The sequence below is a fragment of the Curtobacterium sp. Csp2 genome, assembly GCF_013347165.1.
Window position 1 is genome coordinate 1,196,292 of record NZ_CP054593.1, and the last position, 22,011, is coordinate 1,218,302.

The 22,011-nt window shown below is 72.9% G+C and carries 20 protein-coding genes; 9 read left to right on the forward strand and 11 right to left on the reverse strand.

The annotated features are described in order from the left end of the window. Positions 1-103: 103 nt before the first annotated feature. Complete coding sequence (locus HUN59_RS05975; protein WP_174777843.1) at positions 104-1,114, reverse strand: threonine aldolase family protein; 1,011 nt, start codon at positions 1,112-1,114, stop codon at positions 104-106. Positions 1,115-1,172: 58 nt separating this feature from the next. Here HUN59_RS05975 and HUN59_RS05980 point away from each other — a divergent pair, with 58 nt between their 5' ends. Next, on the forward strand, positions 1,173-2,087 hold the full coding sequence (locus HUN59_RS05980; protein WP_174777844.1) for a metallophosphoesterase: 915 nt from the start codon (positions 1,173-1,175) through the stop codon (positions 2,085-2,087). Between the two features lie 303 nt (positions 2,088-2,390). Then, a complete protein-coding gene (locus HUN59_RS05985; protein WP_174777845.1) occupies positions 2,391-3,452 on the forward strand; it encodes an NADP-dependent oxidoreductase in 1,062 nt (353 codons plus the stop codon). Between the two features lie 70 nt (positions 3,453-3,522). On the opposite strand, the gene HUN59_RS05990 is transcribed toward HUN59_RS05985, so the two are convergent. From HUN59_RS05990 to HUN59_RS06020, 7 genes are all read right to left on the reverse strand, one after another. Beyond that, complete coding sequence (locus HUN59_RS05990) at positions 3,523-4,365, reverse strand: ABC transporter permease (RefSeq protein ID WP_174777846.1); 843 nt, start codon at positions 4,363-4,365, stop codon at positions 3,523-3,525. Next, positions 4,352-5,404 (reverse strand): ABC transporter ATP-binding protein, encoded by a 1,053-nt coding sequence (locus HUN59_RS05995; protein ID WP_174777847.1) that lies wholly within the window; start codon positions 5,402-5,404, stop codon positions 4,352-4,354. The genes HUN59_RS05990 and HUN59_RS05995 overlap by 14 nt, the downstream gene beginning before the upstream one ends. Then, on the reverse strand, positions 5,401-6,468 hold the full coding sequence (locus tag HUN59_RS06000) for a LolA family protein (RefSeq protein ID WP_174777848.1): 1,068 nt from the start codon (positions 6,466-6,468) through the stop codon (positions 5,401-5,403). The genes HUN59_RS05995 and HUN59_RS06000 overlap by 4 nt, the downstream gene beginning before the upstream one ends. Positions 6,469-6,586: 118 nt before the next feature. After that, positions 6,587-7,072, reverse strand: coding sequence for a ribose-5-phosphate isomerase (locus tag HUN59_RS06005; RefSeq protein WP_174777849.1), 486 nt, complete (start codon positions 7,070-7,072; stop codon positions 6,587-6,589). After that, on the reverse strand, positions 7,069-8,808 hold the full coding sequence (locus HUN59_RS06010) for a dihydroxyacetone kinase family protein (protein WP_058743378.1): 1,740 nt from the start codon (positions 8,806-8,808) through the stop codon (positions 7,069-7,071). Before HUN59_RS06010 ends, HUN59_RS06005 begins: the two co-directional genes overlap by 4 nt. A gap of 178 nt (positions 8,809-8,986) precedes the next feature. Further along, on the reverse strand, positions 8,987-10,315 hold the full coding sequence (locus HUN59_RS06015; RefSeq protein ID WP_217483592.1) for an MFS transporter: 1,329 nt from the start codon (positions 10,313-10,315) through the stop codon (positions 8,987-8,989). A gap of 18 nt (positions 10,316-10,333) precedes the next feature. Then, positions 10,334-11,512: a zinc-binding dehydrogenase gene (locus tag HUN59_RS06020; protein WP_174777138.1), complete on the reverse strand. Its 1,179-nt coding sequence runs from the start codon at positions 11,510-11,512 to the stop codon at positions 10,334-10,336. Positions 11,513-11,654: 142 nt separating this feature from the next. Between HUN59_RS06020 and HUN59_RS06025 the strand changes: the two genes are divergently transcribed. Further along, positions 11,655-12,509 (forward strand): GolD/DthD family dehydrogenase, encoded by an 855-nt coding sequence (locus tag HUN59_RS06025; protein ID WP_174777850.1) that lies wholly within the window; start codon positions 11,655-11,657, stop codon positions 12,507-12,509. Between the two features lie 53 nt (positions 12,510-12,562). After that, positions 12,563-13,528: a sugar-binding transcriptional regulator gene (locus tag HUN59_RS06030; RefSeq protein ID WP_058743316.1), complete on the forward strand. Its 966-nt coding sequence runs from the start codon at positions 12,563-12,565 to the stop codon at positions 13,526-13,528. Positions 13,529-13,591: 63 nt separating this feature from the next. On the opposite strand, the gene HUN59_RS06035 is transcribed toward HUN59_RS06030, so the two are convergent. After that, entirely contained in the window at positions 13,592-14,128 is a 537-nt protein-coding gene (locus tag HUN59_RS06035; RefSeq protein WP_058743315.1) for a DinB family protein, read from the reverse strand. Positions 14,129-14,318: 190 nt separating this feature from the next. Here HUN59_RS06035 and HUN59_RS06040 point away from each other — a divergent pair, with 190 nt between their 5' ends. Next, positions 14,319-15,821, forward strand: a complete 1,503-nt coding sequence (locus HUN59_RS06040; RefSeq protein WP_114849802.1) for an MFS transporter — start codon at positions 14,319-14,321, stop codon at positions 15,819-15,821. 103 nt (positions 15,822-15,924) lie between these two features. Here HUN59_RS06040 and HUN59_RS06045 read toward each other — a convergent pair whose 3' ends face one another. Next, positions 15,925-16,962 carry a GTP-binding protein gene (locus tag HUN59_RS06045; protein WP_174777851.1) on the reverse strand — a complete coding sequence of 346 codons (1,038 nt, stop codon included), beginning with the start codon at positions 16,960-16,962 and terminating at the stop codon, positions 15,925-15,927. Positions 16,963-17,020: 58 nt separating this feature from the next. Between HUN59_RS06045 and ykgO the strand changes: the two genes are divergently transcribed. Both ykgO and HUN59_RS06055 read left to right on the forward strand, forming a co-directional pair. Beyond that, positions 17,021-17,143, forward strand: a complete 123-nt coding sequence (gene ykgO / locus HUN59_RS06050; RefSeq protein ID WP_058743312.1) for a type B 50S ribosomal protein L36 — start codon at positions 17,021-17,023, stop codon at positions 17,141-17,143. 28 nt (positions 17,144-17,171) lie between these two features. Further along, positions 17,172-17,828: a histidine phosphatase family protein gene (locus HUN59_RS06055; protein WP_174777852.1), complete on the forward strand. Its 657-nt coding sequence runs from the start codon at positions 17,172-17,174 to the stop codon at positions 17,826-17,828. Positions 17,829-18,006: 178 nt separating this feature from the next. On the opposite strand, the gene HUN59_RS06060 is transcribed toward HUN59_RS06055, so the two are convergent. Beyond that, positions 18,007-19,752 carry a glycerol-3-phosphate dehydrogenase/oxidase gene (locus HUN59_RS06060; protein ID WP_058743282.1) on the reverse strand — a complete coding sequence of 582 codons (1,746 nt, stop codon included), beginning with the start codon at positions 19,750-19,752 and terminating at the stop codon, positions 18,007-18,009. A 189-nt stretch (positions 19,753-19,941) separates the two neighbouring features. Here HUN59_RS06060 and HUN59_RS06065 point away from each other — a divergent pair, with 189 nt between their 5' ends. Beyond that, positions 19,942-20,904, forward strand: coding sequence for a sugar-binding transcriptional regulator (locus HUN59_RS06065; protein WP_058743281.1), 963 nt, complete (start codon positions 19,942-19,944; stop codon positions 20,902-20,904). A gap of 50 nt (positions 20,905-20,954) precedes the next feature. Further along, positions 20,955-21,995, forward strand: a complete 1,041-nt coding sequence (locus HUN59_RS06070; protein WP_174777853.1) for a helix-turn-helix transcriptional regulator — start codon at positions 20,955-20,957, stop codon at positions 21,993-21,995. Positions 21,996-22,011 lie beyond the last annotated feature (16 nt).

Sequence of the window (22,011 nt, forward strand, 5' to 3'; positions counted from 1 at the left end):
TCCCACAAGACGCAACGTCGGCGGGTCTCGCGCGAAGAACCGCCGCGAGAACCCGCCGACGTTGCGTTTCGCGATCGCCGGAGCCCGCGAGCGCCAGCGCCGGTCAGCGGGGGAGCGCGGCCAGGACCTCGGCGGCGCGGGCGGCGTCCTCGGCGCTGACGTCCAGGTGCGTCACGAGCCGGACGGCCCGCGGTCCGAGCTGCATCACCCGGACGCCCCGCTCCGCGGCCCCGGCGACGAACGCCCCCGGGTCGGCGACCTCCGCGAACACGATGTTCGTGTCGACGGTCGCCGGGTCGACGTCGAGCGCCGCGGCGAGCACCCGGGCGTTCGCGTGGTCCTCGGCGAGCCGGTCGACGTGGTGCCGGACGGCGTACCGACCCGCGGCGGCGAGGAACCCGGTCTGCCGCGTCCCCGCGCCGTACCGCTTCCGCCAGACCCGCGCGGCCGCGACGCGCTCTCGGGAGCCGACGAGCACCGAGCCGACCGGGGCACCGAGGCCCTTCGACAGGCAGACCGACACCGTGTCGAAGCCGGCCGCGAGCTCGCGGAGCGGGGTGCCCGACGCCACGTGCGCGTTCCACAGCCGGGCGCCGTCGAGGTGCACCGCGATGCCGTGCTCCCGCGCGTACGCCTGCACGGCCCGGACCTGGTCGAGGGGCTGCACGGTGCCGCCACCGAAGTTGTGGGTGTTCTCGACCGCGATGGCCGTCGTCGACACCGAGTAGGCGCCGGCGTCCGGCTCCGCGATCGCCTCGACCGCCGCGGCCACGAGTCGTCCGCGCTCCGAGGCCCACGTTCGCGTCGTGATGCCGGAGAACACCGCGGCGGCGCCGAGCTCGGCCCGCACGACGTGGGCGCGGACGTCGGCGAGCAGCTCCTCGCCCGGGGCGACGTGCAACCGCAGCCCGAGCTGGTTCGCCAGGGAGCCGGTCGGGGTGAAGAGTCCGGCCTGGTGCCCGAGCAGGTCGGCGACCTCGCGCTCGAGGGCGTTCGTCTCCGGGTCCTCGCCGAAGACGTCGTCGCCGACCTCGGCGCCGGCCATCGCGGAGCGCATCGCCGGGGTCGGTCGGGTGACGGTGTCGGAGCGCAGGTCGATCGGGGCGTCGGTCACCAGGCAACGCTAACGCGCCGTTCAGATCGTCGATGCGCGACGCCGCTAGCGTGGCGCCATGCAGCAGCCAGCCGCGGGGTCGCTCCGCATCCTCCACCTCTCCGACACGCACCTGACCGGCGACGGTGCACTCCACCAGGGGTCCGTCGACACCACCGCGGCGCTCGACGCCGTGCTCGCCCACGTGGACGGTGTCCCGGGCGTCGGGCTCGTCGTCGTGTCCGGCGACGTGTCGGAGGACGGCAGCCCGGAGTCCTACCGGACCGTCCGGGAGCGCGTCGGCGCCTGGGCGGAGCGGCGCGGCGCGGCGTTCGTCGCGGTCCCGGGCAACCACGACCTGCGCGAGGGCTTCCGTCAGGTCCTGGCGAACGGGCACGTCCTCGGCGAGGGCGGCCGGCCGCTCGCGCACACGATGGAGCACACCCCGCCGGAGGTCCCGGTCTCCGGACAGTCCACCGTGCACGGCTTCCGCATCGTCACCGTCGACACGAGCGTCCCCGGCGCTGGCTACGGACACCTCGACGAAACGGCGCTCGAGCGGCTCCGGACCGCGCTGACCGGCGAGCCCACGGAGCACGGCACGGTCGTCGTGCTGCACCACCCGCCGGTGCCGTCGCCGACGCTCCTGCACGAGGCGCTCCGCCTGCAGAACCCGGAGGACCTCGCGGAGGTGCTCGACGGCTCGGACGTCCGGGTCGTCCTCGGCGGCCACCAGCACCACCACGCCGTCGGGTCGCTCGGCGGGATCCCCGTGCTCGTCGCACCGGGCGTGGCGAACGACACCGACGTCGTCGGTCCGTACGACGAGGAGTCCGCCCACGTCGCCGCCGGTGCACTCATCGTGGACGTCGCGCCGGACGGCTCGGTGTGGTCCACCCCGGTGCGCGTTCCCCAGCCGGACGCGGATCCGCTCGCGTTCGCGCTGGACGCCGAGACGGTCGCGCGGATCGCGGAGCAGGCCGGCCCGCGCTGAGCGCGAGGCACGGGCCGGTCCGCGCAGGGCTGACGCAGGCTCGGTCGCGCGGGCCGGGCTGCGCGGGCCGGGTCGCGCAGGCCGAGTCGCGCAGTCCGGGCCACGCGGACCGGCCCGGCACCCGGCCGGGGACGGACCGGACGGGAGGCACGGTGCCGGACCGGCGCCGTGCCTCCCGTCCGTCCCGTGCTCGCGTGGGGCGACCGCGCCCACGGGAGGGGACCCGTCGAGTACCCCGCGCTCCCGGACACCGTCCCGGTGGCGCGAGTACACCGGGGGTCATGCAGACGGAAGGAGTCCCTCATGCGCATCGGTAGTGCCGTGCAGTACGACCGGTACGGCGGGTTCGACGTCGTCGACCTCGTCCCGCAGGAACGTCCCGAACCCGGACCCGGCGAGGTCGTCGTCGAGGTCGTCGCCGCCGGCCTGAACCACGTCGAGCGGTTCCTCCGCGAGGGGAAGCTCCGCGACCACATCGACCTCGCGTTCCCGGCCCACCAGGGCGTCGACTTCGCCGGCATCGTCCGCGCACGCGGCGCCGAGGTCAAGGACCTCAAGGTCGGCGACGAGGTCATGGGACACGCCCCGGACGGCGGCGCGCACGCCACGTGGGTGCGCGTGCCGCGCGGCGCGGTCATCAAGAAGCCCGAACACGTCGGTTGGGAGGTCGCCGGTGGGCTGTACCTCGCCGGAGCGACCGCCGCGACGATCGTTCGCGGCCTGCGCCTCGGCCCCGAGGACACCGTCGTGATCAGCGCCGCCGCGGGTGGGGTCGGGCACATCGAGTGCCAGCTCGCCCACGACGCCGGCGCGACCGTGATCGCGCTCGGCAGCCCGCGGAACCACGACTACCTGCGCCAGATCGGGACGCTGCCCGTGGCCTACGGCGAGGGCGAGGAGGACCGCATCCGCCAGATGGCGGCCGGCCGACCGATCACCGCGTTCATCGACAACCACGGCGGGGGCGGTGCGGCGGACCTCGCGGAGCGCCTCGGCGTGCCGTCGGAGCGGCTCGTGACCTCCGAGCACCGCCGCGACGTCGAGCTCCGCTTCCTCCGCGCCCCCGCGGACGACGAGGAAGCGCGCGACCTGCTCGTCATGCTCGCCAAGGCCGTGCAGGACCGGCGCGTGCAGGTGCTCATCTCCGGCTTCTACCCGTTCGAGTTCATCGTGGACGCGTACGAGGACCTGGCCGAGATGCGCTCCCGCGGCAAGGTCGTGATCGGCATGCAGACCGTCGAGACCGGTGCACGCCTCGACTGGTACCGCTCCGAGAAGGCCCGGGACCTGCGCGACCGCTACGGCGAGCAGCGCGGTGCCGACACCGAGACGATGGCGGGCGGGAGCGCGTCACCCGCGTCCTGAGCGAGGTTCGTCCACGACGACGAGTCGGTCCGGCCCCGCGGGATCGGACCGTCTCGTCGTTCGACCGTCGCTAGCTCAGGACGTCCTTCGTCGCGAACCGGCCGTACGCCAGCGCGCCGAACACCGCGACGTACCCGAGCTGCAGCAGAGCGTTCTGCCCGAACGAGTCGAACGAGATCGGGTCGCGGAGCAGGTCTCCGAACCCGAGCCACAGGTGTGAGAACAGGAACGGGTGCAGCCAGTCGAGCTGGGGGAGCTGGTCGAGCACCTGCGACACCCCGGCGAGCACGACCGTCGCCGCCATCGCCCCGACCGGGACGGTCGTGAGCGTCGACGCGAACAGGCCGAGCATCGACAGGCCGAGCATCGACAGGGTCACGTAGAGCGCGAGGAGCACGGCCCGGCCGGCGTACGACCAGCCGTCGACCTGGGTCCCGGACAGCAGCGTGACCGGGCCGATCGGGAACAGCAGTGCGCCGATCGCCGCGCCGACGAGCACCACGAGGAGCGTCGCCGCCAGGCTGAACGCGACCGCCCCGACGTACTTCACGACGATGAACCGGAGCCGGCCGGTCGGTGCGACGAGCAGGTAGCGGATCGTGCCGTGGTTCGCCTCGCCGGCGACGGTGTCCCCGGACACCACCCCGACGGTGAGCGGCAGGAACAGCGGGATCGACACCGTCAGCGCCGTGAAGGCGACGAAGAGCCCGTTGTTCGTGATGTCGCCGAGGAACGCGGGGCCGCGGTCGCTCGGGTCCGTGGTCAGCCGGACGGCGATCGCGATGAGCACCGGCACGAAAGCGAGCGCGCCGAGCATCGCCCACGTCCGACGTCGACGGAACAGCAGGGCGAGTTCGGAGCCGAGCAGGGCGAACGGTCGCCTGGGCCGGTGCGCGGTGTCAAGCTGCGACATCGAAGCCCTCCCCGGTGAGCGCGACGAACAGGTCCTCGAGGGTGCCACCGCCGAGCGCGATGCCACGGACGCGGACGTCGGCACGGACGAGCGCCGCCGTGATGGTCTCCGGCTCGAGGTCGGCGGGCAGGTCCGCGACGAGGGCGTCCGAACCGGCGTCGCGCCGGGGGGAGAGCCCGATCCGGACGAGGACCGCGGAGGCCTCGCCGACGTCCGGGGTCCGTACGGTGACGGTCCGGCCACCGGTGGCGCGCAGGTCGTCGAGGGACCCCTGCGCCACGAGGCGTCCGCTCCGCATCACGGCGGCGTGCGTGCAGACCTGCTCGATCTCGGCGAGTAGGTGGCTCGACACGAACACCGTGGTGCCGTCGTCGGCGAGCGAGCGGATGAGGTTCCGGACCTCGCGCGTGCCCTGGGGGTCGAGACCGTTCGTCGGCTCGTCGAGCACGAGCAGGTCGCGCGGCGCGAGCAGGGCGTTCGCCAGCCCCAGGCGCTGCTTCATGCCGAGCGAGTAGGCGTGTGCCTTCTTGTCCGCGGCGTGGGTGAGCCCCACGCGTTCGAGGGCGACCGCGACGCGGTCCCGACGGGTGCGCGGGTCGGAGCTCGGGTCGGCGACGTCGAAACGCTGCAGGTTCGCGCGTCCGGACAGGTACGGGTACGCGGCCGGGCCCTCGACGAGCGCGCCGACACGGGGCAGGACCTCCTGCAGAGCGCCCGGGACCGGTCGGCCGAGCACCTCGATCGTGCCGCTCGTCGCCGAGGACAGTCCGAGGAGCATGCGGATCGTGGTGGTCTTGCCCGAGCCGTTCGGGCCGAGGAACCCGAAGACCGACCCGCGCGGTACGGCCAGGTCGATGCCGTCGACGGCCCGCTGCTTCCGGAAGACCTTGACGAGCCCCTCGGTGCGGACCGCGAGCTCGGACGACGCGTCGTCCGGCTGCCGCGCTGTCTCGCCCGGCTGCCGCGCTGTCTCGCCCGGCTGCCGCGCTGTCTCGCCCGGCTGCCGCGCTGTCTCGCCCGGCTGCGGTGCTGCCGTCACTTCGCGGCGGCGACCAGCGCGGACACCGGCACGGCGCCGGCGAGCACCCGGCCGTCGTCCGTCAGGTACACCGAGACGAGCGATGTCTGCAGCGCCCGGCCGCCGTCGACCGGCTTCGTCAGCTGGTCGAGGAGTGCCGATGCGTCAGGGTCCCGGGTCGTCCGGGCGGAGTCCCCGGTCGGCAGCTCGACGATGCTGTCCCAGCCGGACCCGGTCACCGTCGGCCGGACACGGGCACCCTGTGACTGCCCGTGCTGGCTCGGTCGGTGCTGACCCGCGTCGGAGAGGTCCTTCGTCATGACGTCCGCGCCGGCCGGCGGCGTGAAGTCGAACAGTCGGGCGTCGGGTGCGCCGTAGTCGAGACTCGTGAAGCCGACCTGGAACGCCGGGTCGTCCTGCCTGGCCGCCGTCACCGTGACGCGGAGCGGGAGCCCGGTCTGCTGGTCCACCGCCAGCCGGACGCTGCCGACCAGCGTGTCGTCGGACCTCGGCGTCAGGATGACCTGCCACGCGTCGTGACCGGCGACGCGGACCGTCGTCGGCTCGGAGACCCGGGTGCTCGGTGTGATCGCCGCGACCGCACGCTCGGCGGCCTGCGCCGGCGTGGTCGCGCCGGCCGTGGGGGCATCGGAACCGGCGGGGAGCGTGAGGTGCACGGCCTTGCGCTCCTCCGAGTCCCACGTCCACACGTCGGACCCGTTCCGGACGACGTCCTGCTCGGCGAGCTGCTGCGTCAGCTGGAAGCGCTGTTCGTCCTCGCCACCGACGTACAGGCGCGCGGTGTGTGATGCGGTGAGCAGCCCGAGGACGTCGGACGCACCACCCTCGAGCGAGGACCCACCGCTGCCCGAGGGGAGTTCCGGCAGGCCGAGGTCGCTCGTCTGCGAGAGCGTGCCCGAGTACTGCGCGTCCCGGGACGCCGCGATGCTCGCGAGCACGTCCGCCGCGCTCGGGTCCGTGCCGGCGACCGGGTCGGCGGCGGCGTTCGCGATGACGGGCGCGGCGATCGCTCCGGCCACGACGACCGGGGCGATCGCGGCGGGCAGCCAGGCTGACTTCTTCATCGGGTCCCCTTCGGTGGTGCGGTGGGTGCACGAGCGGCGTCGCCGTGGAGCGTCGGGTGCGCGAGCACCGTACGTCGCGCACCCGACAGCGCGCTGGGGATCCGCGGACCCAGCGCCCTCATGCCCTCCCGACGTCGGTACCGACCGGCACCGAGCCGTCGTAGCCGCAGATCGCCGCGACCTTCTCGGCGCTCGCGCTCGTCGAGTCGAACTCGTACCCGAGCCACTCCTTCGCCAGTCGCCGTGCGAGCTCGAGCCCGATCACGCGCTGCCCCATGCAGAGCACCTGCGCGTTGTTCGACAGCACGGAGCGCTCGACGCTGAACGAGTCGTGCGCGGTGACGGCTCGGATGCCGGGGACCTTGTTCGCGCTGATCGCCACCCCGAGCCCGGTGCCGCAGACCAGGATCGCGCGGTCGGCCTGACCGTCCGCCACCATCCGCGCCGCGTCCACCGCCACGTGCGGGTACGCCGTGTGGCCCTCGGCGTCGACCCCGACGTCGACGACGCTCGCCACGCGGTCGTCCGCCTCGAGGTCACGCTTGATGACCTCCTTGTAGTCGAAGCCCGCGTCGTCGGAGCCCACCACCAACCGGTACGTCATGCGTCCACTCCTTCGCGTCGTGCGCGGACCGCGAGCACCTCGCCGATCCGCGTGAGGACCATCCCCATCGAGGTGGCGCCCGCGTCGGGCGTCCCCACGCTCTTCTCGGCCAGCGGCCGGGCACGCCCGACCCTCGGCCGCAGGTCCGCCGTGGCCGCCGCCTGCTCGACCGCGACCCCGGCCGCCGCCTGCCACGCCTCCGCCGTGTCGGCACCCTCGTCGACCCGGGACCGCAGCTCGTCGACGAACGGCATCAGGGCGTCGAGCAGGGTCTTGTCACCGCGGGACGCGCCACCGAGGTGGACGATCGAGTCCGCGAAGGCCTGGGCGGCCGCGACGACGTCGGCCGCGTCCACGTGCTCGGCGTCGTCGCCGAGCGCGCGGCCGAACGCCTCGAGTGCCGCACCCCACAGCACACCGGATGTGCCGCCGGCCGACGCGGCCCACGCCTCACCGGCACGGCCGAGGACGAAGGCGACCCCGGCCTCCCGGTCGGTCTGCTCGACGGCGCGACGGGCCGCACCGATGCCCTTGACCATGCCGCGACCGTGGTCGCCGTCACCGGCGACCGCGTCGATGCGGCCCAGCGTCTCCTCCTGCTCGCGGAGCAGGACGTCCATCGCCTCGACGGCGACGCGTGCGGTCTCGGCGGCCCGCCGGGAGGCACCGGTCGCCTCCGGCACGACCGTCGCCTCGGCAGCGGCCTCGGTGACGGCCGCGGCCGGCACGAGCGCGGCGACCGGGGCGGCGACCTTGCGGTACGCAGGCGTGTAGGCATCGGCGCGCCAGTACCGTTCGAGCTCGTCGTCGAGGAACTGCAGCGTCAGCGAGCAGCCGCCCATGTCGAGGCTCGTGACCAGTTCGCCGACCTCGGGCTCGACGACCTCGAGCCCCGCGTCCTCGAGGAGGGGCAGCACCCGGCCCCACAGCAGGAAGAGCTCCTCGTACTTCGTGTCGCCCAGGCCGTTGAGGATCGGCGCCACCCGCGGTCCGGCGCCCTCGGGTCGTTCGGCCAGCAGACGCTCGACGAGCAGCGCGGCGAGGTCCCGCGCCGGCAGCACCGGGACGTCCTGGATGCCGGGTTCGCCGTGGATGCCGAGCCCGAGCCCGAGGTGGCGGTCGGGGACCGAGAAGAGCGGCTCGGTGGCGCCGGGCATGGTGCAGCCGGAGAATGCGACGCCGATCGTGCGGGTGGCGGCGTTCGCGGCGGTGCCGACGCGCTCGACCTCGTCCAGCTCCGCGCCGGCGGCCGCGGCGGCACCCATCGCCTTGAACACCGAGAAGTCGCCGGCGATGCCGCGACGCTTCGTGACCTCGTCCGCGCTCGCCACGTCGTCGGTCACGACGACGATCCGGGTGTCGATGCCCTCGGCGCGGAGCCGCTCGGCTGCGAGCCCGAAGTTCATGGTGTCACCGGCGTAGTTGCCGAAGGACAGCACGACGCCGCGGCCCTGGTCGGCGGCCTTGGCGACCGAGTAGACCTGCGCCGCCGAGGGCGAGGTGAAGACGTTGCCGACGACGGCACCGGTGGCGAAGCCCGGACCGACGACGCCGCAGAACGCAGGGTAGTGCCCGGAGCCGCCGCCGACGACGACGGCGACCTGGCGCTCGGCGCCCTCCGTCGGGAGTGCGACGACGCCGCCGTGCACGCCGCGGACGCGGTCGGCGTACAGGGCGAGCCAGCCGGCGAGCTGGTCCTCGGCGAAGTCCTCGGGGTCGTCGTGGATGGTGGTCATGGGGGTCGTTCCTGTCGTGCGGTGGACCGGGGTCCGGTGGATGGGGTCAGGATCGGGTCGGACGACCGGGTGCGTCGGTCGGGTCGGAGGGGTCGCGTGCCGGTGAGGGGGTGTGCGCATCGGGGGGACCGGGCGGCGGTGGGACGGCCACCGCCGCCCGGGGTCGGGTCGACGTGCCTCAGTGGGTGCCGCGGTGCGGGCGCCCCTGCGGCACGTCGAGGAAGTGGATCATCACGAACGCGCAGGCGTAGAGGCCGACGAACGTCCAGGTGACCGCCTGGCCGCCGCCGCCCAGCGCGAAGACCGCTGCGACGACGCCGGTGCCGAGGAACGCCGCGCCGCCGGCGGCCGTGGTGTACATCGCCATCGCGGCACCCTTGTGCTCCGGAGCGAGCGCCGGCATGATCGCGCCCATCGGGACGAAGCCCGCGAGCAGGCACCCGAACACGCAGCCGGCCACGACCGAGAGCACGTAGCCCCAGTCCGACCCGGCGGGCACCAGCTGCGGCACGTACCACCAGGCCACGAGCCCGGTCGCGGAGCCGACGATGCCGAACCACTTGACGGTGCGCTGCCAGCCGATGCGGTCGCCGACCCAGCCGAACAGGGCGTTCACCAGGATGTTCGTCGCGTAGACGCAGACGGTCATGAGCAGCCAGCGGCTCTGGCCCCAGCCGCGGTCGTTCGCGATCACGGCGGGCAGCACGACGAACATGCCGAACTCGGGTGCGGTGTTGATGAGGCGGACGAGGAAGCCCATCAGGATCTTCGGTCGCGTCGCGGTGAGGCGGATGCCGCTCGTCAGGACCCGCCAGGCGCTCTCCGCGGCCGGCGCGATCCGCGAGAAGCCGTTCGGCAGGCGGACGCCGAACAGCATGATGAGGAACCCGGCGACCACGAGGCCGATCGAGGCGATCATCGCGCCCGTCTCACCGATCGTCCCGCCACCGAACACCTGGATGGCCCCGATGGCGAACAGGGAGCCGAGCGTCGGCAGGCCACCGGTGAAGGCGACGTAGAACCACCCCACCGCTGCGCCGTTGCGCTCGACCGGCGTGGTGATGTTCACCCAGACCAGGAAGGCGAACGCGAAGAGCGGGTAGCCGAAGCCGCGCAGGGCGTAGGCGACGGCGGCGAAGGGCACGCTCTCGACGTTCAGCGCCAGCAGGAACAGCGCCTCGAAGACCACCCAGACGGCGAACCCGAGGATCATCACCCGGCGCGGCCCGATCAGGTCGGAGAGGGCGCCGGAGACGTAGCTGCCGATGAGGGCGGCGAGGCTGTAGAACGTCACGATCGTGGCGACGGTGGCCTCGGGGCTACCGAGGACCGCGACCATGTGCGGCGTGATGAAGTTCGACTCGACGCCGTTGCCCGTCATGAAGACGAGCACGGCGACGAAGCCGAGGGCGAGCGGACGGGGGATGCCCATCCGGTCGAGTCGACCCTCGGGGCGGGCGGCGGCGGTCGTGGGCGCGGTGGTGGTGCGCGCGGTCGTCGTCGACATCGCGGGACTCCTCGGCGCTCAGGCCCGCGCGGCGGACACGGTCGGGGCGGACGTGGTGGGCGCCGAGAGCGACGGGATGATCGACACCTTCACCGACGCGCCGGCGGAGTCGCCCACCAGGTCGAGGGCCTGCTGGAAGTCCTCGAGCGGGAACTGGTGCGTGCAGATCTCGTCCATCGGCAGCGTGCCCGACTCGAGCAGCTTGATCGCCGCCGGCCAGGTGTGCGGGCCGAGGTGGGCGCCCCGGACGTCGAGCTCCTTGTCGTCGGAGATGATCGACCAGTCGACCGAGACGGCGTCCTTGAAGACCGAGTACTCGACGAACGTGCCGAGCTTGCGGAGCAGGTTCAGGCCCTGGGGCACCGCGGAGGGGTGACCGGTCGCCTCGATGTAGACGTCGGCGCCGTAGCCGTCGGTGAGTTCCTTGACCCGGGCGACGGCGTCCTCCTGCGCGATGTTGATCGTCAGGTCGGCACCGACCTTGCGGGCGAGCGCGAGCTTGTCGTCGACGACGTCGAGCGCGATGATCCGCAGCGGGTTCTTCTGGCGGGCACCGGCGATGGCGGACAGGCCGATCGGGCCGGCGCCGGCGATCACCACGGTGTCGCCGAACCTGATCTCGCCGCGCTCGACGGCGTGGAAGGCGCAGGAGAGCGGCTCGGCGAAGGCGGCGACCTGGCCCGGCAGCGCGCGGTCGACCGGATGGGTCAGGGCCTTCGCCGGGACGAGCACGTACTCGGCCATCGCACCGTCGAAGCCCTTGAACCCGAACATGTCGTGGACGGCGCACATCCAGTAGGCACCCTCGAGGCAGTACCGGCACTCCCAGCACGGGACGATCTGCTCGCACGCGATCCGGTCGCCGAGCGTCACACCGCGCTTCGCGAGTGCGGCGTCGTCACCGGCGACGATCGTCCCGACGAACTCGTGGCCGGGGATCCGGTCGGCCTCCGCCCACGCCGGCCGGTTCTCGTCGCCCCAGAACTTCGCGGCGCCGTGGTAGCACTTCAGGTCGCTCGCGCAGATGCCGACGGCGTCGGTGCGGAGCAGCAGTTCGCCCGGGCCGGGCTGCGGCACCGGACGTTCCTCGAGTCGGTAGTCACCGGGCCCGTGCACCACGACGGCGCGCATCGTGGTCGGGATCTCGAGGTGCGCCTCACCCTGCGCCGGGGTCTCGGTCGTCGTCGTCGTCGACATGTGCTGGTCCTCCGTTGGTCAGCCGGGCGGGGCGCCCGTTCCGATGGTTCGGCGACGACTGTACACCCGTCGGAACAGATGTCCAGAACACAATTTCTGCTATGGTTCCCACACCACACCGATCCATCGCAAGGGAGCGACCATGACCGACGCCGTCGACAGCGCCACCGGCACCGACACCGCCACCGCCACCGCCACCGCCTTTGCCGCGGCACTGCGACCCGGTCCCGGGACCGTCGACCTGACGAACGACCTGACCGGCCGGACCGCGGTCGTGACGGGCGGCGCGTCCGGCATCGGGAACGCCATCGCGCACGCCTTCGCCTCCCGCGGTGCCCGCGTCGCCATCGTCGACGTCCGTGCGGACCCCTCGGCGGCGGCCGCCGCCGAGCTGCCCGCCGTCACGGCCGGGGAGCACCTCGGCCTCGCGTGCGACGTCACCGACGACGGCTCCGTCGCGGCCGCGGTCCAGCAGGTCGTCGACGCCGTGGGCTCGATGGACGTGCTCGTGAACTGCGCGGGCATCGTCGCGCTCGACGCCGCCGAGGACCTCGACGCCGGGGCGTGGGCGCGCACCCTCGACGTCAACCTGACGGGCACCTTCCGGCTCGCGCAGGCAGTCGGGCGGCACATGCTCGCCGCCGGCACCGGGCGCATCGTGAACATCGCGTCGCAGGCGGCCCACGTCGGCCTCGACCGGCACGCCGCGTACTGCGCGTCGAAGGCCGGCGTCCTCGGTCTGACCCGGGTGCTCGCGCTCGAGTGGGGCGGGCGCGGGGTCACGGTCAACACGGTCTCGCCGACGGTCGTGCTCACCGACCTGGGTCGTGCGGCCTGGGCGAACGCGGCGGGCATCCGGCACCAGGACGAGATCCCGACTGGCCGCTTCGCGACCCCCGCCGAGATCGCCGCCGCGGTGCTGTTCCTGGCGAGCGACGGTGCCGCGATGGTGAACGGCGCCGACCTCCGCGTGGACGGCGGGTTCACGATCCGGTGACCCTCGGTCGGACTACGATCCGAGTGTCCGACCGATCCGAAGGGTGCCGCAGCATGTCCTCCGAGAGCACCACCGGCGCCGAGGGGTCGCGGGCCCGTTTCCCGCTGGACACCGTCTACCAGGCGGCCCGGATGTACTACCTCGAGGACGCCACCCAGGTCGAGATCGCCTCGCGCCTCGGGGTCTCGCGCCCCACGGTCAGCCGACTGGTCGCCGAGGCGCGCCGCGCCGGCCTCGTCCGGATCGACGTCGTGGACCCCTTCCAGGACGAGACCGTCGCGCTCGCCGAACGGCTGCAGGTCGTGCTCGGGCTGCGCGCCGTGCACCTGGCGGCCGTGACGCACCAGGCGACGCTCGGCGCCGACCTGGCCGCCCCGATCGCGACCGCTGTCGAGGGGATGGGGCTCACCCCGGGCGACGCGGTCCTGGTGTCGTCCGGTCGGACGGTCTACGACGTCGCGCAGACCGGGATGCCGCAGCTCGCGGGCGTGCAGCTCGTCCCCACCGTCGGCGGGCAGGCGGACCCGATGCCGTGGTTCCAGACGAACGAGATCACCCGGACGGCCGCCGAGCACTCCGGCGCGATCCCGGCGTTCCTGTTCGCGCAGGCCCTGCCGTCGGCCGCCATGCGGGCATCGCTCGACGAGGACCCCGCCTTCCAGCACGTCGTCGGCCTGTGGGGGCGGGCGAAGGGTGCGATCCTGGGCGTCGGCGCACCGACCCCCACACGCGATGCGCTGGCGCGGGGGATCCCGGTCGAGGACGCCGTGTTCGACCAGGCCGCCGGTGACGTCTGTCTCAACTTCTTCGCCGCCGACGGGTCGCCGATCGAGTTCCCCGGCAGCGAGCGCATGGTCCGGACGTCGCGCGAGGTGCTCGCGGGCGTCCCGCACGCGGTCGGCGTCGCCGTCGGGTCGGCGAAGGTGCCGAGCATCATCGGCGCCGTCCGTGCCGGCATGATCAACGAGCTGGTGACCGACGCCGTGACCGCGCGCGCCCTGCTCGACGCACTCGCCTGAGTCGCGAGGCGACCAGGGGCGGACGGGAGGCGCGGTGCGGGCCGGCACCGCGCCTCCCGTCCGTCACCCCGTGCGGTGGGCGGTCCGGCGCACGTCCCACAGGTGGTGCACCGGGTCGTGCGCGTAGTAGGTCGCGAGGGTCGTGACCGTGAAGGCGCTGCCGTCCGAGCGCCGCCCCGTCCGTCCGACGGCGCCGTCGGGGACGGCGGCGAACGCGGCCGCCGCGTCACGGGCCGCATCGGTGAGCTCCCGGGCGACGACCGCCGGGTCCTGCTCGCCGTAGCGGTCCTGGGCGGCGGTGGCGTCCTGGTCCCAGTTCGGGAAGGTCGGGTCGTCCTCGGCGAGCACGAGCCGGAGCCGTTCCGTCATCTTCCGGTGGACGTCGCGGACGTGCGCGCCGTACTCCAGTGGCGACCACGTGCGGTCGTCGGGGCGCTGCCGGACGTCCGGACGGGCCAGCTGCTCCGGCCACGCGGCAGCGTTCTCGGCGATGACCGACGGGACGTCGCGGAACGCCAGGGTCGCCCCGTCGAAGCCGCAGTCGGGGCACGCGGTCCCGATCACCCAGGTCCAGTTCTTCGTGTCCGGTTCGATCGCCACGGGGCAGACGTTACCGCGTCGTGACCTCCGGGCCGATCGGCACCGTCGTGCGGATCGGGCGTGACCCCCGTCCGGGTGACACGCCGGTACCTGTGAATCTCCGGCCAGTGACATGTCGGTCGCTCGGTACCGTTGCTGGCTGTTCCGGGCCGGTACCGATCGGCCCGTCCCCACCACGAGGAGATCGCGTATGGGTTCCGACCCCAGCAGTACCACCACCCGACCGCCCCGACGTCTGCGGGTCAGCGACGTCACGGTGGTCGACAAGAGCATGATGCGCCGGGCCGTCAGCGGGATGGTCGTCGGCAACACGATGGAGTGGTACGACGTCGGGGTGTACGGCTACCTGGCGGTCACGATGGGCAAGGTGTTCCTGCCCACGGCCGAGCCGTCGGTGCAGATCCTGTTCAGCCTCGGGGTGTTCGCGGCGACCTACGTCGCGCGACCCCTGGGCGGCATCGTGTTCGGTCGGCTGGGGGACCGGCTGGGACGGCAGAAGGTGCTCGCCACGACGCTGATCCTGATGGCGTCGTCGACGTTCCTGATCGGAGTGCTGCCGGCATGGTCGACCATCGGCGCGGTCGCTCCGGTCGTGCTCGTCGTGCTGAAGCTCGCGCAGGGCTTCTCGACCGGTGGCGAGTACGCCGGCGCGACCACGTTCGTGACCGAGTACGCCCCTGACCGTCGGCGCGGCTTCTTCGCGAGCATCCTCGACTTCGGCAGCTACATGGGCTTCGCGCTCGGCGCCACCGTGGTGACCGTGCTGCAGGTGTCGCTCGGCGACGAGACGATGACCGCGTGGGGCTGGCGCCTCCCGTTCCTGCTCGCCGGCGTGATCGGCGTCGTCGCGATCTGGTTCCGCCTGCGCATCGAGGAGTCGCCGGTCTTCCAGGCGACCCAGGCGGCGCAGGAGGCCGCCGCCTCGGACCGCGAGGCCGCCGAGGGCGGTCGGCCCGCCAACGTGCTCGTCATGGTGCGGGACCACTGGCGCCCGATCGTCATCGCGATCATGCTCGTCGGCGCCTCGAACACGGTCGGCTACGCGCTGACCTCGTACATGCCGACGTACCTGACCGACTCGCTGGGGTACTCGGCGATCGACGGGACGCTCCTCACCATCCCCGTGCTCGTGCTGCTCGCGGTGATGCTGCCGGTCGCCGGTCGCGTCTCCGACCGGATCGGTCGTCGCACGGTGATGTGGATCGGTGCCGGCACCACGGTCGTGCTCGCCGTCCCGGCCTTCCTGCTCATCGGGCACGGAGCGCAGTGGTCGACCCTCGCCGGACTCGGGCTGCTGGCGCTGATGACCGCGCTGTGGGTGTCGAACCAGGCGGCCTCGTTGCCGGCGCTCTTCCCGACGTCGACCCGGTACGGGGGCATGGGCTTCGCCTACAACATCGCCATCGCGGTGTTCGGTGGAACGACGCCGCTCATCGTGCAGGCGCTCCTGACCGCGACGGGGGATCAGCTCGCGCCGGCGTACTTCCTCGTGGCGATGAGCATCGTCGGGGCGATCGGTGTGTTCTGCATGCGCGAGTCCTCGCAGCGGCCGCTCCCGGGGTCGATGCCCGCGGTGGAGTCCGAGGCCGAGGCGCGCGAGCTCGTGCTCACGCAGGACACGAACCCGAACCTCGACCTGGGCGACCTGCCCTTCGCGGCGCACGACGGGATCGCGGAGACCGCCCGGCGCTGAGGGCGTGCAGCGCCGGTCGTCCCGGGGCGCCGGTCGTCCGGAGCACGGCGCGCGGTCTGCGACGACGCACGCGTCGATCGACGCGTGCGACGTCGCACACCGGTCAGTCGTGCCGGTGTCCGTGCGAGGGGTCGAGCGCCGGCCACACCGGGAACGGGTCCGGCCACCGACGCCAGACGTCCGGCCCGGCGAGCAGCTCCTCCGATGTGAGGAGTGCGCCGTCCAGCGCGCGTTCGATCGCGTGCACGTCGAGGCGCTCGCCGACGAACCAGATCGCCTGCCCGACCGGCGCGTCCTCGTCCCACGACGGGTTCGCGGTCGGGTCCAGAGCGAGCATCGCGCCGAAGCTCGACCACGAGCCGACGTGGTCCGGCCGGGACGCCAGTCGGAAGAACCCCTTCGAGCGCAGGACCCGGCCGTTCGCCCCCGCCGCGAGGTCGTCCGCGATCACGCCGGCGAGTCGCCCGGGGTGGAACGGCAGCGGCTCCCGGTAGCGCATCGTAACCAGGTCGTCCTGTGGCCCCCGCCCGGAGTCCGTCCGGCCGGCGTCACTCGACAGTGCGCGCATCCAGCCGGCGCCGGAGGCCAGCAGGCGGGCGGCGCCGCCGTTCGACGCCGGCAGGTCGAGCGGCCCCCTGACGGCGGGTGCCGCGACGATCGCCGCCTGCGGAGCCATGCGGTGGAGCAACGCCACGAGCGCCCGACGACGACGGCCGGAGAGTGGCTCGAGTCGGTCGAGCGCGACCACGGTCGCGTACTCGACGAGGGCCACCACGCGCTCAGCGGCCACGAAGGCGTCGTCCACGTCCGACCAGAGCAGGTGGGCGACGTCGTCCGCCCGGAGCACGGCGACCACGTGGCGCAGGACCCGGTCGTCGCCGGTCTCCGAACGGGCGGCGTTCGCGAGGAGCATCCCGACCGCGCGGACGTCCACCTCCGGCGCGAGCGTGACGACGAGGTCGTGGTCGGCGTCCGGTCCGCACACGCGGTCGAGCTGGTCGCGTCGCGCGGCGATGCCCCTGGCCGCCGCGAGGGCATCGCCCTGGACGTGCATCCGGTGGCCGCTGCCGATCCGGCGCGCGACGCGGACTGCGTCGGCATCGTGCAGTGCGGTGACGAGGGTGGTTGCTGCAGGGCGCATGTCGGGTAGCCTACATGACAACCGTTCTCAACAAGGAGTCGGTGCAGGAAGGAGACCCGTGAAGGTCCGCAACTCGCTCAAGGCGCTCAAGAAGATCCCCGGCTCGCAGATCGTGCGACGCCGCGGCCGCGTGTACGTCATCAACAAGCGGGACCCGCGGTGGAAGGCGCGGCAGGGCTGACGTCGGCGGCCCTCCCTAGGGTGGGTCCATGCGACTCCTGCTCATCCGTCACGGTCAGACCCCCGCCAACGTGGACGGCGTGCTCGATGCCGCCGTCCCCGGTCCGGGGCTGACGGACCTCGGGCAGCAGCAGGCCGCGGCGCTGCCGGACGCCCTCGCCGACCGCGGGATCGAGCGGCTCTTCGTCTCGACCCTGGTCCGCACCCAGCAGACGGCTGCGCCCCTCGCCGCCGCGCTCGGGCTCGAGCCGGTCGTGCTCGACGGGCTGCGCGAGATCGAGGCCGGCGACACCCAGGGCAAGCGCGACCGGGTCTCGGTGCAGCTGTACATCTCGACCGTGCACGGCTGGTCGGCGGGGGACCGGGCCAGCCGGATGCCCGGCGGCGAGAGCGGCGAGGAGTTCTTCGCCCGCTACGAGGGCGCGATCCGGCAGGTCGAGGCCGCCGGCGTCGCGGTCGCCGCGGTCGTCAGCCACGGCGCGGCGATCCGGACGTGGGCGAGTGCCGTCGCGCAGAACACCCCGGACGAGTTCGGGACGAAGCGCAACCTCGAGAACACCGGCATCGTCGAGCTCGAGGGCTCGACCGCCGACGGGTGGCGCCTGGTCGACTGGGAGGGTGAGCCGGTCGGCGGCGACGAGCTCGTCGACCGCACGGCGCAGGACCCGACCGGCGAGCGGTTCTAGCGCGGCGAGGCGCACTCGCCGCCGCGAGACGCCGCCGGATCCGGCGGCGTCTCGCGGACGAGGCGGCGTCTCGGCGCCGGGCGCGGCGTCGCGCTGCAGCAGACGTGACCACACGACGGACGGGAGGCACGGTGCCAGCTGGCACCGTGCCTCCCGTCCGTGGGGTGGTCGCGACCGACTACGCGGGCTGCGCCGCCGACGTGTGCAGCGGCACGATCACGCCGTGCGACTCGCGCAGGACGTCGAGCGTGCGCTGGACCTCGTCCGCGCGCTCCTCGGCCGTCCAGCCGAGCGCACCGGCGAGGACGTCGGCCAGCTCGTCGAGCAGGTCGATCGTGACGCCGCCGACGAACGCCAGGTTCGTGCGACGGAGCACCACGTCCACCAGGTGGACCGCCTGCTCGTGCTCGGCGAAGTACGCGACCTCGGCGCGGGTGAGCGACGGGTCGGACTCGAGCGGCTCGACCGGGCCGTCGGTCAGGACGTCCACGACCTCGGCCGCACGGGTGCCGTAGCGCTCGAGCAGGCCGTCGACGAGCTGCTCGTCGAGACCGTCCCGGTGCGACTTGATCCACAGCGCGCGCTGGGCGTCGGTCGTCGGGAAGTCCTTGCCGCCGCCGATCGGCATGCCGGTCGTGTCGACCTTCCGGTCCACACCGAGCTTCGTCGTGACGTCCGAGGACAGGTGCGCGGCGAGGGCACGGAACGTGGTCCACTTTCCGCCGACGAGCGAGAGCACGGTCGTGCCGGGCAGGCCGGCGATCGGGGTGTCGACGATCCGGTAGTCGCGGGACACGAAGCCGGGTGCGGTGTCCTCGTGGCGGGGGAGCGGGCGGATGCCGGAGTAGCGGTACACGATGTGGTCGCGGTCGAGCGCGATCTGCGGGAAGACGTGCTTGACGAGCCCGAAGAAGTAGTCGACCTCCTCCTCGGTGCACACCGCCGGCTGCGACGGGTCGGCGTCGATGTCCGTCGTGCCGATGAGCACCCGGCCCTTCAGCGGGTAGATGAGGACGATGCGGCCGTCGTTGTTCTCGAAGAACAGCTCGCGGCCCTTCGTCGCCTCGAGGAGCTCGGGGTTGTCGACGACGATGTGCGAGCCCTTCGTGCCGCCCATGAACTTCGTCTCGCCGCCGAACGCCTGGTTCGTCAGGTCGGTCCAGGGGCCGGAGGCGTTCACGACGACCTCGGCCGAGAAGACGAACTCCTCGCCGGTCTCGCGGTCGCGGAGCACGACACCGCCGTCGCGGGTGCCGGCTGCCTCGACGTAGTTGACGGAGCGGGCGGTCGCGGCGCTGCCGGAGCCCTTCGCCGCGGCGAGGCCGTCCTTGAGCACGTCGAGCGCCAGACGCTCCGGCTCGTGCACGGACGCGTCGTAGTAGGTGCCCGTGTACTTCAGGTCCTTGTTGAGCGCGGGCATGTCGGCCAGCGCGGCCTTCTTCGTGAGGAAGCGGTGCTTCGGCACCGAGCCGCCGTCGCGCGAGAAGGAGTCGTAGATCGTCATGCCGATCTTGATGAGCGCGGCGCCGCGCTCCTTGGTCGAGCGCTGCTTGTGCGTGAGCATGCGCAGCGGGGCGTTCATGATGCCGGAGAACGTCGAGAAGATCGGCATCGTCGTCTGCAGCGGCTTCACGTAGTGCGGCGCGATGCGGATCAGGCCGTTGCGCTCCTGCACGCTCTCGCGCACCAGGCGGAACTCGCCGTTCTCCAGGTAGCGGATGCCGCCGTGGATCATGTGGCTGGACGCGGCCGAGGCGCCGCCGGCGTAGTCGCCGCGCTCGACGAGCACGACGTCGACGCCCTGCAGGGCGAGGTCGCGGAAGGTGGCGATGCCGTTGATGCCGCCACCGACGATGAGGACCTGGGCGTTGGGGCGCTCGGTGAGCGCGGTCACCGTGTTCCGGGGCTGCGTCTTCTTCGACATGGTGCGTCGCTTCCTTGGGTCGGTTCCGTGGGGTCGACTCCGATCGTGCGCCTCGGTGGGAGGTCGGGCAACCTGCGTGCACGAACGTGCAGCACACCTGTCGCTGCGGCCCGGCACGGGGCCGGGGAGCGGACGGGAGGCACGACAGGGGTTGCAGAGGCCGTGCACGTCCGTGCATGCTCGGTTCCCATGAGCGATGCTGCGCAGCCGATGCGGACCCAGCAGGCGCTGCGCGCCGCACACCTGTACTACCTGCAGGACCTGACGATGGACGCCATCGCGGACGAGCTCGGCACCTCGCGGTCGTCGGTCTCGCGGTTGCTGAAGTACGCCAGGGACACCGGGCTCGTGGACATCCAGATCCGCTCGCCGCTCGACCAGGCGGCAGCGCTCAGCCGGAACATCCGGGCGCGGTTCGGCGTGCACGCCCACGTCGTGCCGGTGCCGGACCACACGAGCGACGTCGACCGGCTCGAGCGTGTCGCCCTGTCCGCCGCGCGCATCCTGACGCAGTACGTCGAGTCGAACATGGTCGTCGGCATCTCGTGGGGCTCGACCGTGAGCGCGGTGAGCCGGTACCTCGTGCCGAAGACGACCCACGGCTCGACCGTCGTGCAGATCAACGGTGCGGCGAACACCCGGACGACCGGCATCGTCTACGCGTCCGAGATCCTGCGGCGGTTCGGCGAGGCGTACGGCGCGTTCGTGCAGCAGTTCCCCGTCCCGGCGTTCTTCGACGACCCGGCGACGAAGGAGATGCTCTTCCGCGAGCGCTCCATCCGCCGCGTGCTCGACCTGCACGAGCGGATGGACCTCGTCGTGTTCGGTGTCGGCGCTCCGCAGGCCCCGGTGCCCTCGCACGTGTACTCCGGCGGGTACCTCGACCCGGCCGACCGCGACGAGCTCGCGCAGGCCGAGGTCGTCGGCGACGTCTCGACGGTCTTCTACCGGGCGGACGGGTCGTGGAAGGACATCGGCGTGAACGCGCGCGCCGGCGGACCCGACCTCGACACGATCAAGCGGGCGCCCCGCCGTGTGTGCGTCGTCGCGGGCCGGGGGAAGGCGGCGTCGCTCAAGGGCGCCCTCGCCGCGGGGCTCGTGACCGACCTGATCCTGGACGAGAGTGTCGGGCAGGCGATCCTCCAGCCTTAGGTCAGTTCCTGACCGACTCGATGTCGGTGGTGCGCCCTAGGCTCCGGTGCATGGTGTTCTCTCGTGCGACCCAGCCGGCGACGGCGCCCGTTCCGGGTGTCCCGACGTCGCCGGACGTCTCCGACGCCAGCCGACAGGACGACGGTCGGCGCCGTGACGCCCGCTACTTCCGGCGCCTCGCCGGGACCGACATCGACGAAGCCCTCGCCTTCTTCACGGGCGACTACGACTTCCGGGCGCCCCGCGTCCGCCGGACGCACACGCAGCAGCACTGGGACTTCGCGGGCGTCGGTGACGCGCGGATGTCGCTCCGGTCCTCGCGGCTGCTGGTCGACCTGCAGACCGAGAGCATGGTCGACGACGAGTTCCTCGTCGCGTGGATGCGCTCGGGCACGAGCACGATCACGTTCCAGGGACGCGAGCACGCGCTCGAGCCCGGCGTCCCGGTCGTGCTGCCCTTCGCCGAGGCGTACGCGCTGCACCACCGGGACATCGGGCTGAACCTCGTGCACCTCGACCGCGACTTCGTGCGGTCGGTGGTCGGCGAGGACGACTTCGCGTTCGAGCCGATGCGCCGCCCGACGGCCGAGGGGCTGCGCGCCTGGCAGTCCGTCGTCCGTGCGCACTCCGGCACCTGGCTCGACGTCGAGCACGACCTGACGCCGATCGTGCAGCGGTCCATCGCCGAGTCGTTCGTCGCCGCCGCCGTGCAGGCGTTCCCGCGACGGGACCGCTGGCGATCGTCCGTCACCGGCTCGGGGCCCGAGCACGACCGGCTGCGACGCGCGCTCGAGTACGTGCACGCCCACGCCCGCGAACCCATCGGGACGACCGAGATCGCCGAGGCCGCCGGGCTCAGCCCCCGTGGCCTGCAGCAGTCGCTCCGGCGCCACCTGGACCAGACGCCGGGCGACCTGCTCCGGAGCGTCCGGCTCGACGGTGCCCGGTTGGACCTGCTCCGCGCGGACCGGGACGCCACGAACGTGGCGGAGATCGCCCGCGCGTGGGGCTTCGGGCACCTCGGACGGTTCTCGGCGACCTACCGGGCCCGGTTCGGCGAGCTCCCGAGCGAGTCGCTCCGCACCCGCTGATACCGGGCACGTGCTC

Bases quoted from the DNA above. Each gene is read 5' to 3' on its own strand.
- HUN59_RS05980 (WP_174777844.1), top strand. From the start codon at position 1,173: ATGCAGCAGCCAGCCGCGGGGTCGCTCCGCATCCTCCACCTCTCCGAC.
- HUN59_RS05985 (WP_174777845.1), top strand. From the start codon at position 2,391: ATGCGCATCGGTAGTGCCGTGCAGTACGACCGGTACGGCGGGTTCGAC.
- HUN59_RS05990 (WP_174777846.1), bottom strand. From the start codon at position 4,365: ATGTCGCAGCTTGACACCGCGCACCGGCCCAGGCGACCGTTCGCCCTG.
- HUN59_RS06000 (WP_174777848.1), bottom strand. From the start codon at position 6,468: ATGAAGAAGTCAGCCTGGCTGCCCGCCGCGATCGCCCCGGTCGTCGTG.
- HUN59_RS06005 (WP_174777849.1), bottom strand. From the start codon at position 7,072: ATGACGTACCGGTTGGTGGTGGGCTCCGACGACGCGGGCTTCGACTAC.
- HUN59_RS06010 (WP_058743378.1), bottom strand. From the start codon at position 8,808: ATGACCACCATCCACGACGACCCCGAGGACTTCGCCGAGGACCAGCTC.
- HUN59_RS06015 (WP_217483592.1), bottom strand. From the start codon at position 10,315: ATGTCGACGACGACCGCGCGCACCACCACCGCGCCCACGACCGCCGCC.
- HUN59_RS06020 (WP_174777138.1), bottom strand. From the start codon at position 11,512: ATGTCGACGACGACGACGACCGAGACCCCGGCGCAGGGTGAGGCGCAC.
- HUN59_RS06025 (WP_174777850.1), top strand. From the start codon at position 11,655: ATGACCGACGCCGTCGACAGCGCCACCGGCACCGACACCGCCACCGCC.
- HUN59_RS06030 (WP_058743316.1), top strand. From the start codon at position 12,563: ATGTCCTCCGAGAGCACCACCGGCGCCGAGGGGTCGCGGGCCCGTTTC.
- HUN59_RS06040 (WP_114849802.1), top strand. From the start codon at position 14,319: ATGGGTTCCGACCCCAGCAGTACCACCACCCGACCGCCCCGACGTCTG.
- HUN59_RS06045 (WP_174777851.1), bottom strand. From the start codon at position 16,962: ATGCGCCCTGCAGCAACCACCCTCGTCACCGCACTGCACGATGCCGAC.
- HUN59_RS06055 (WP_174777852.1), top strand. From the start codon at position 17,172: ATGCGACTCCTGCTCATCCGTCACGGTCAGACCCCCGCCAACGTGGAC.
- HUN59_RS06060 (WP_058743282.1), bottom strand. From the start codon at position 19,752: ATGTCGAAGAAGACGCAGCCCCGGAACACGGTGACCGCGCTCACCGAG.
- HUN59_RS06065 (WP_058743281.1), top strand. From the start codon at position 19,942: ATGAGCGATGCTGCGCAGCCGATGCGGACCCAGCAGGCGCTGCGCGCC.
- HUN59_RS06070 (WP_174777853.1), top strand. From the start codon at position 20,955: ATGGTGTTCTCTCGTGCGACCCAGCCGGCGACGGCGCCCGTTCCGGGT.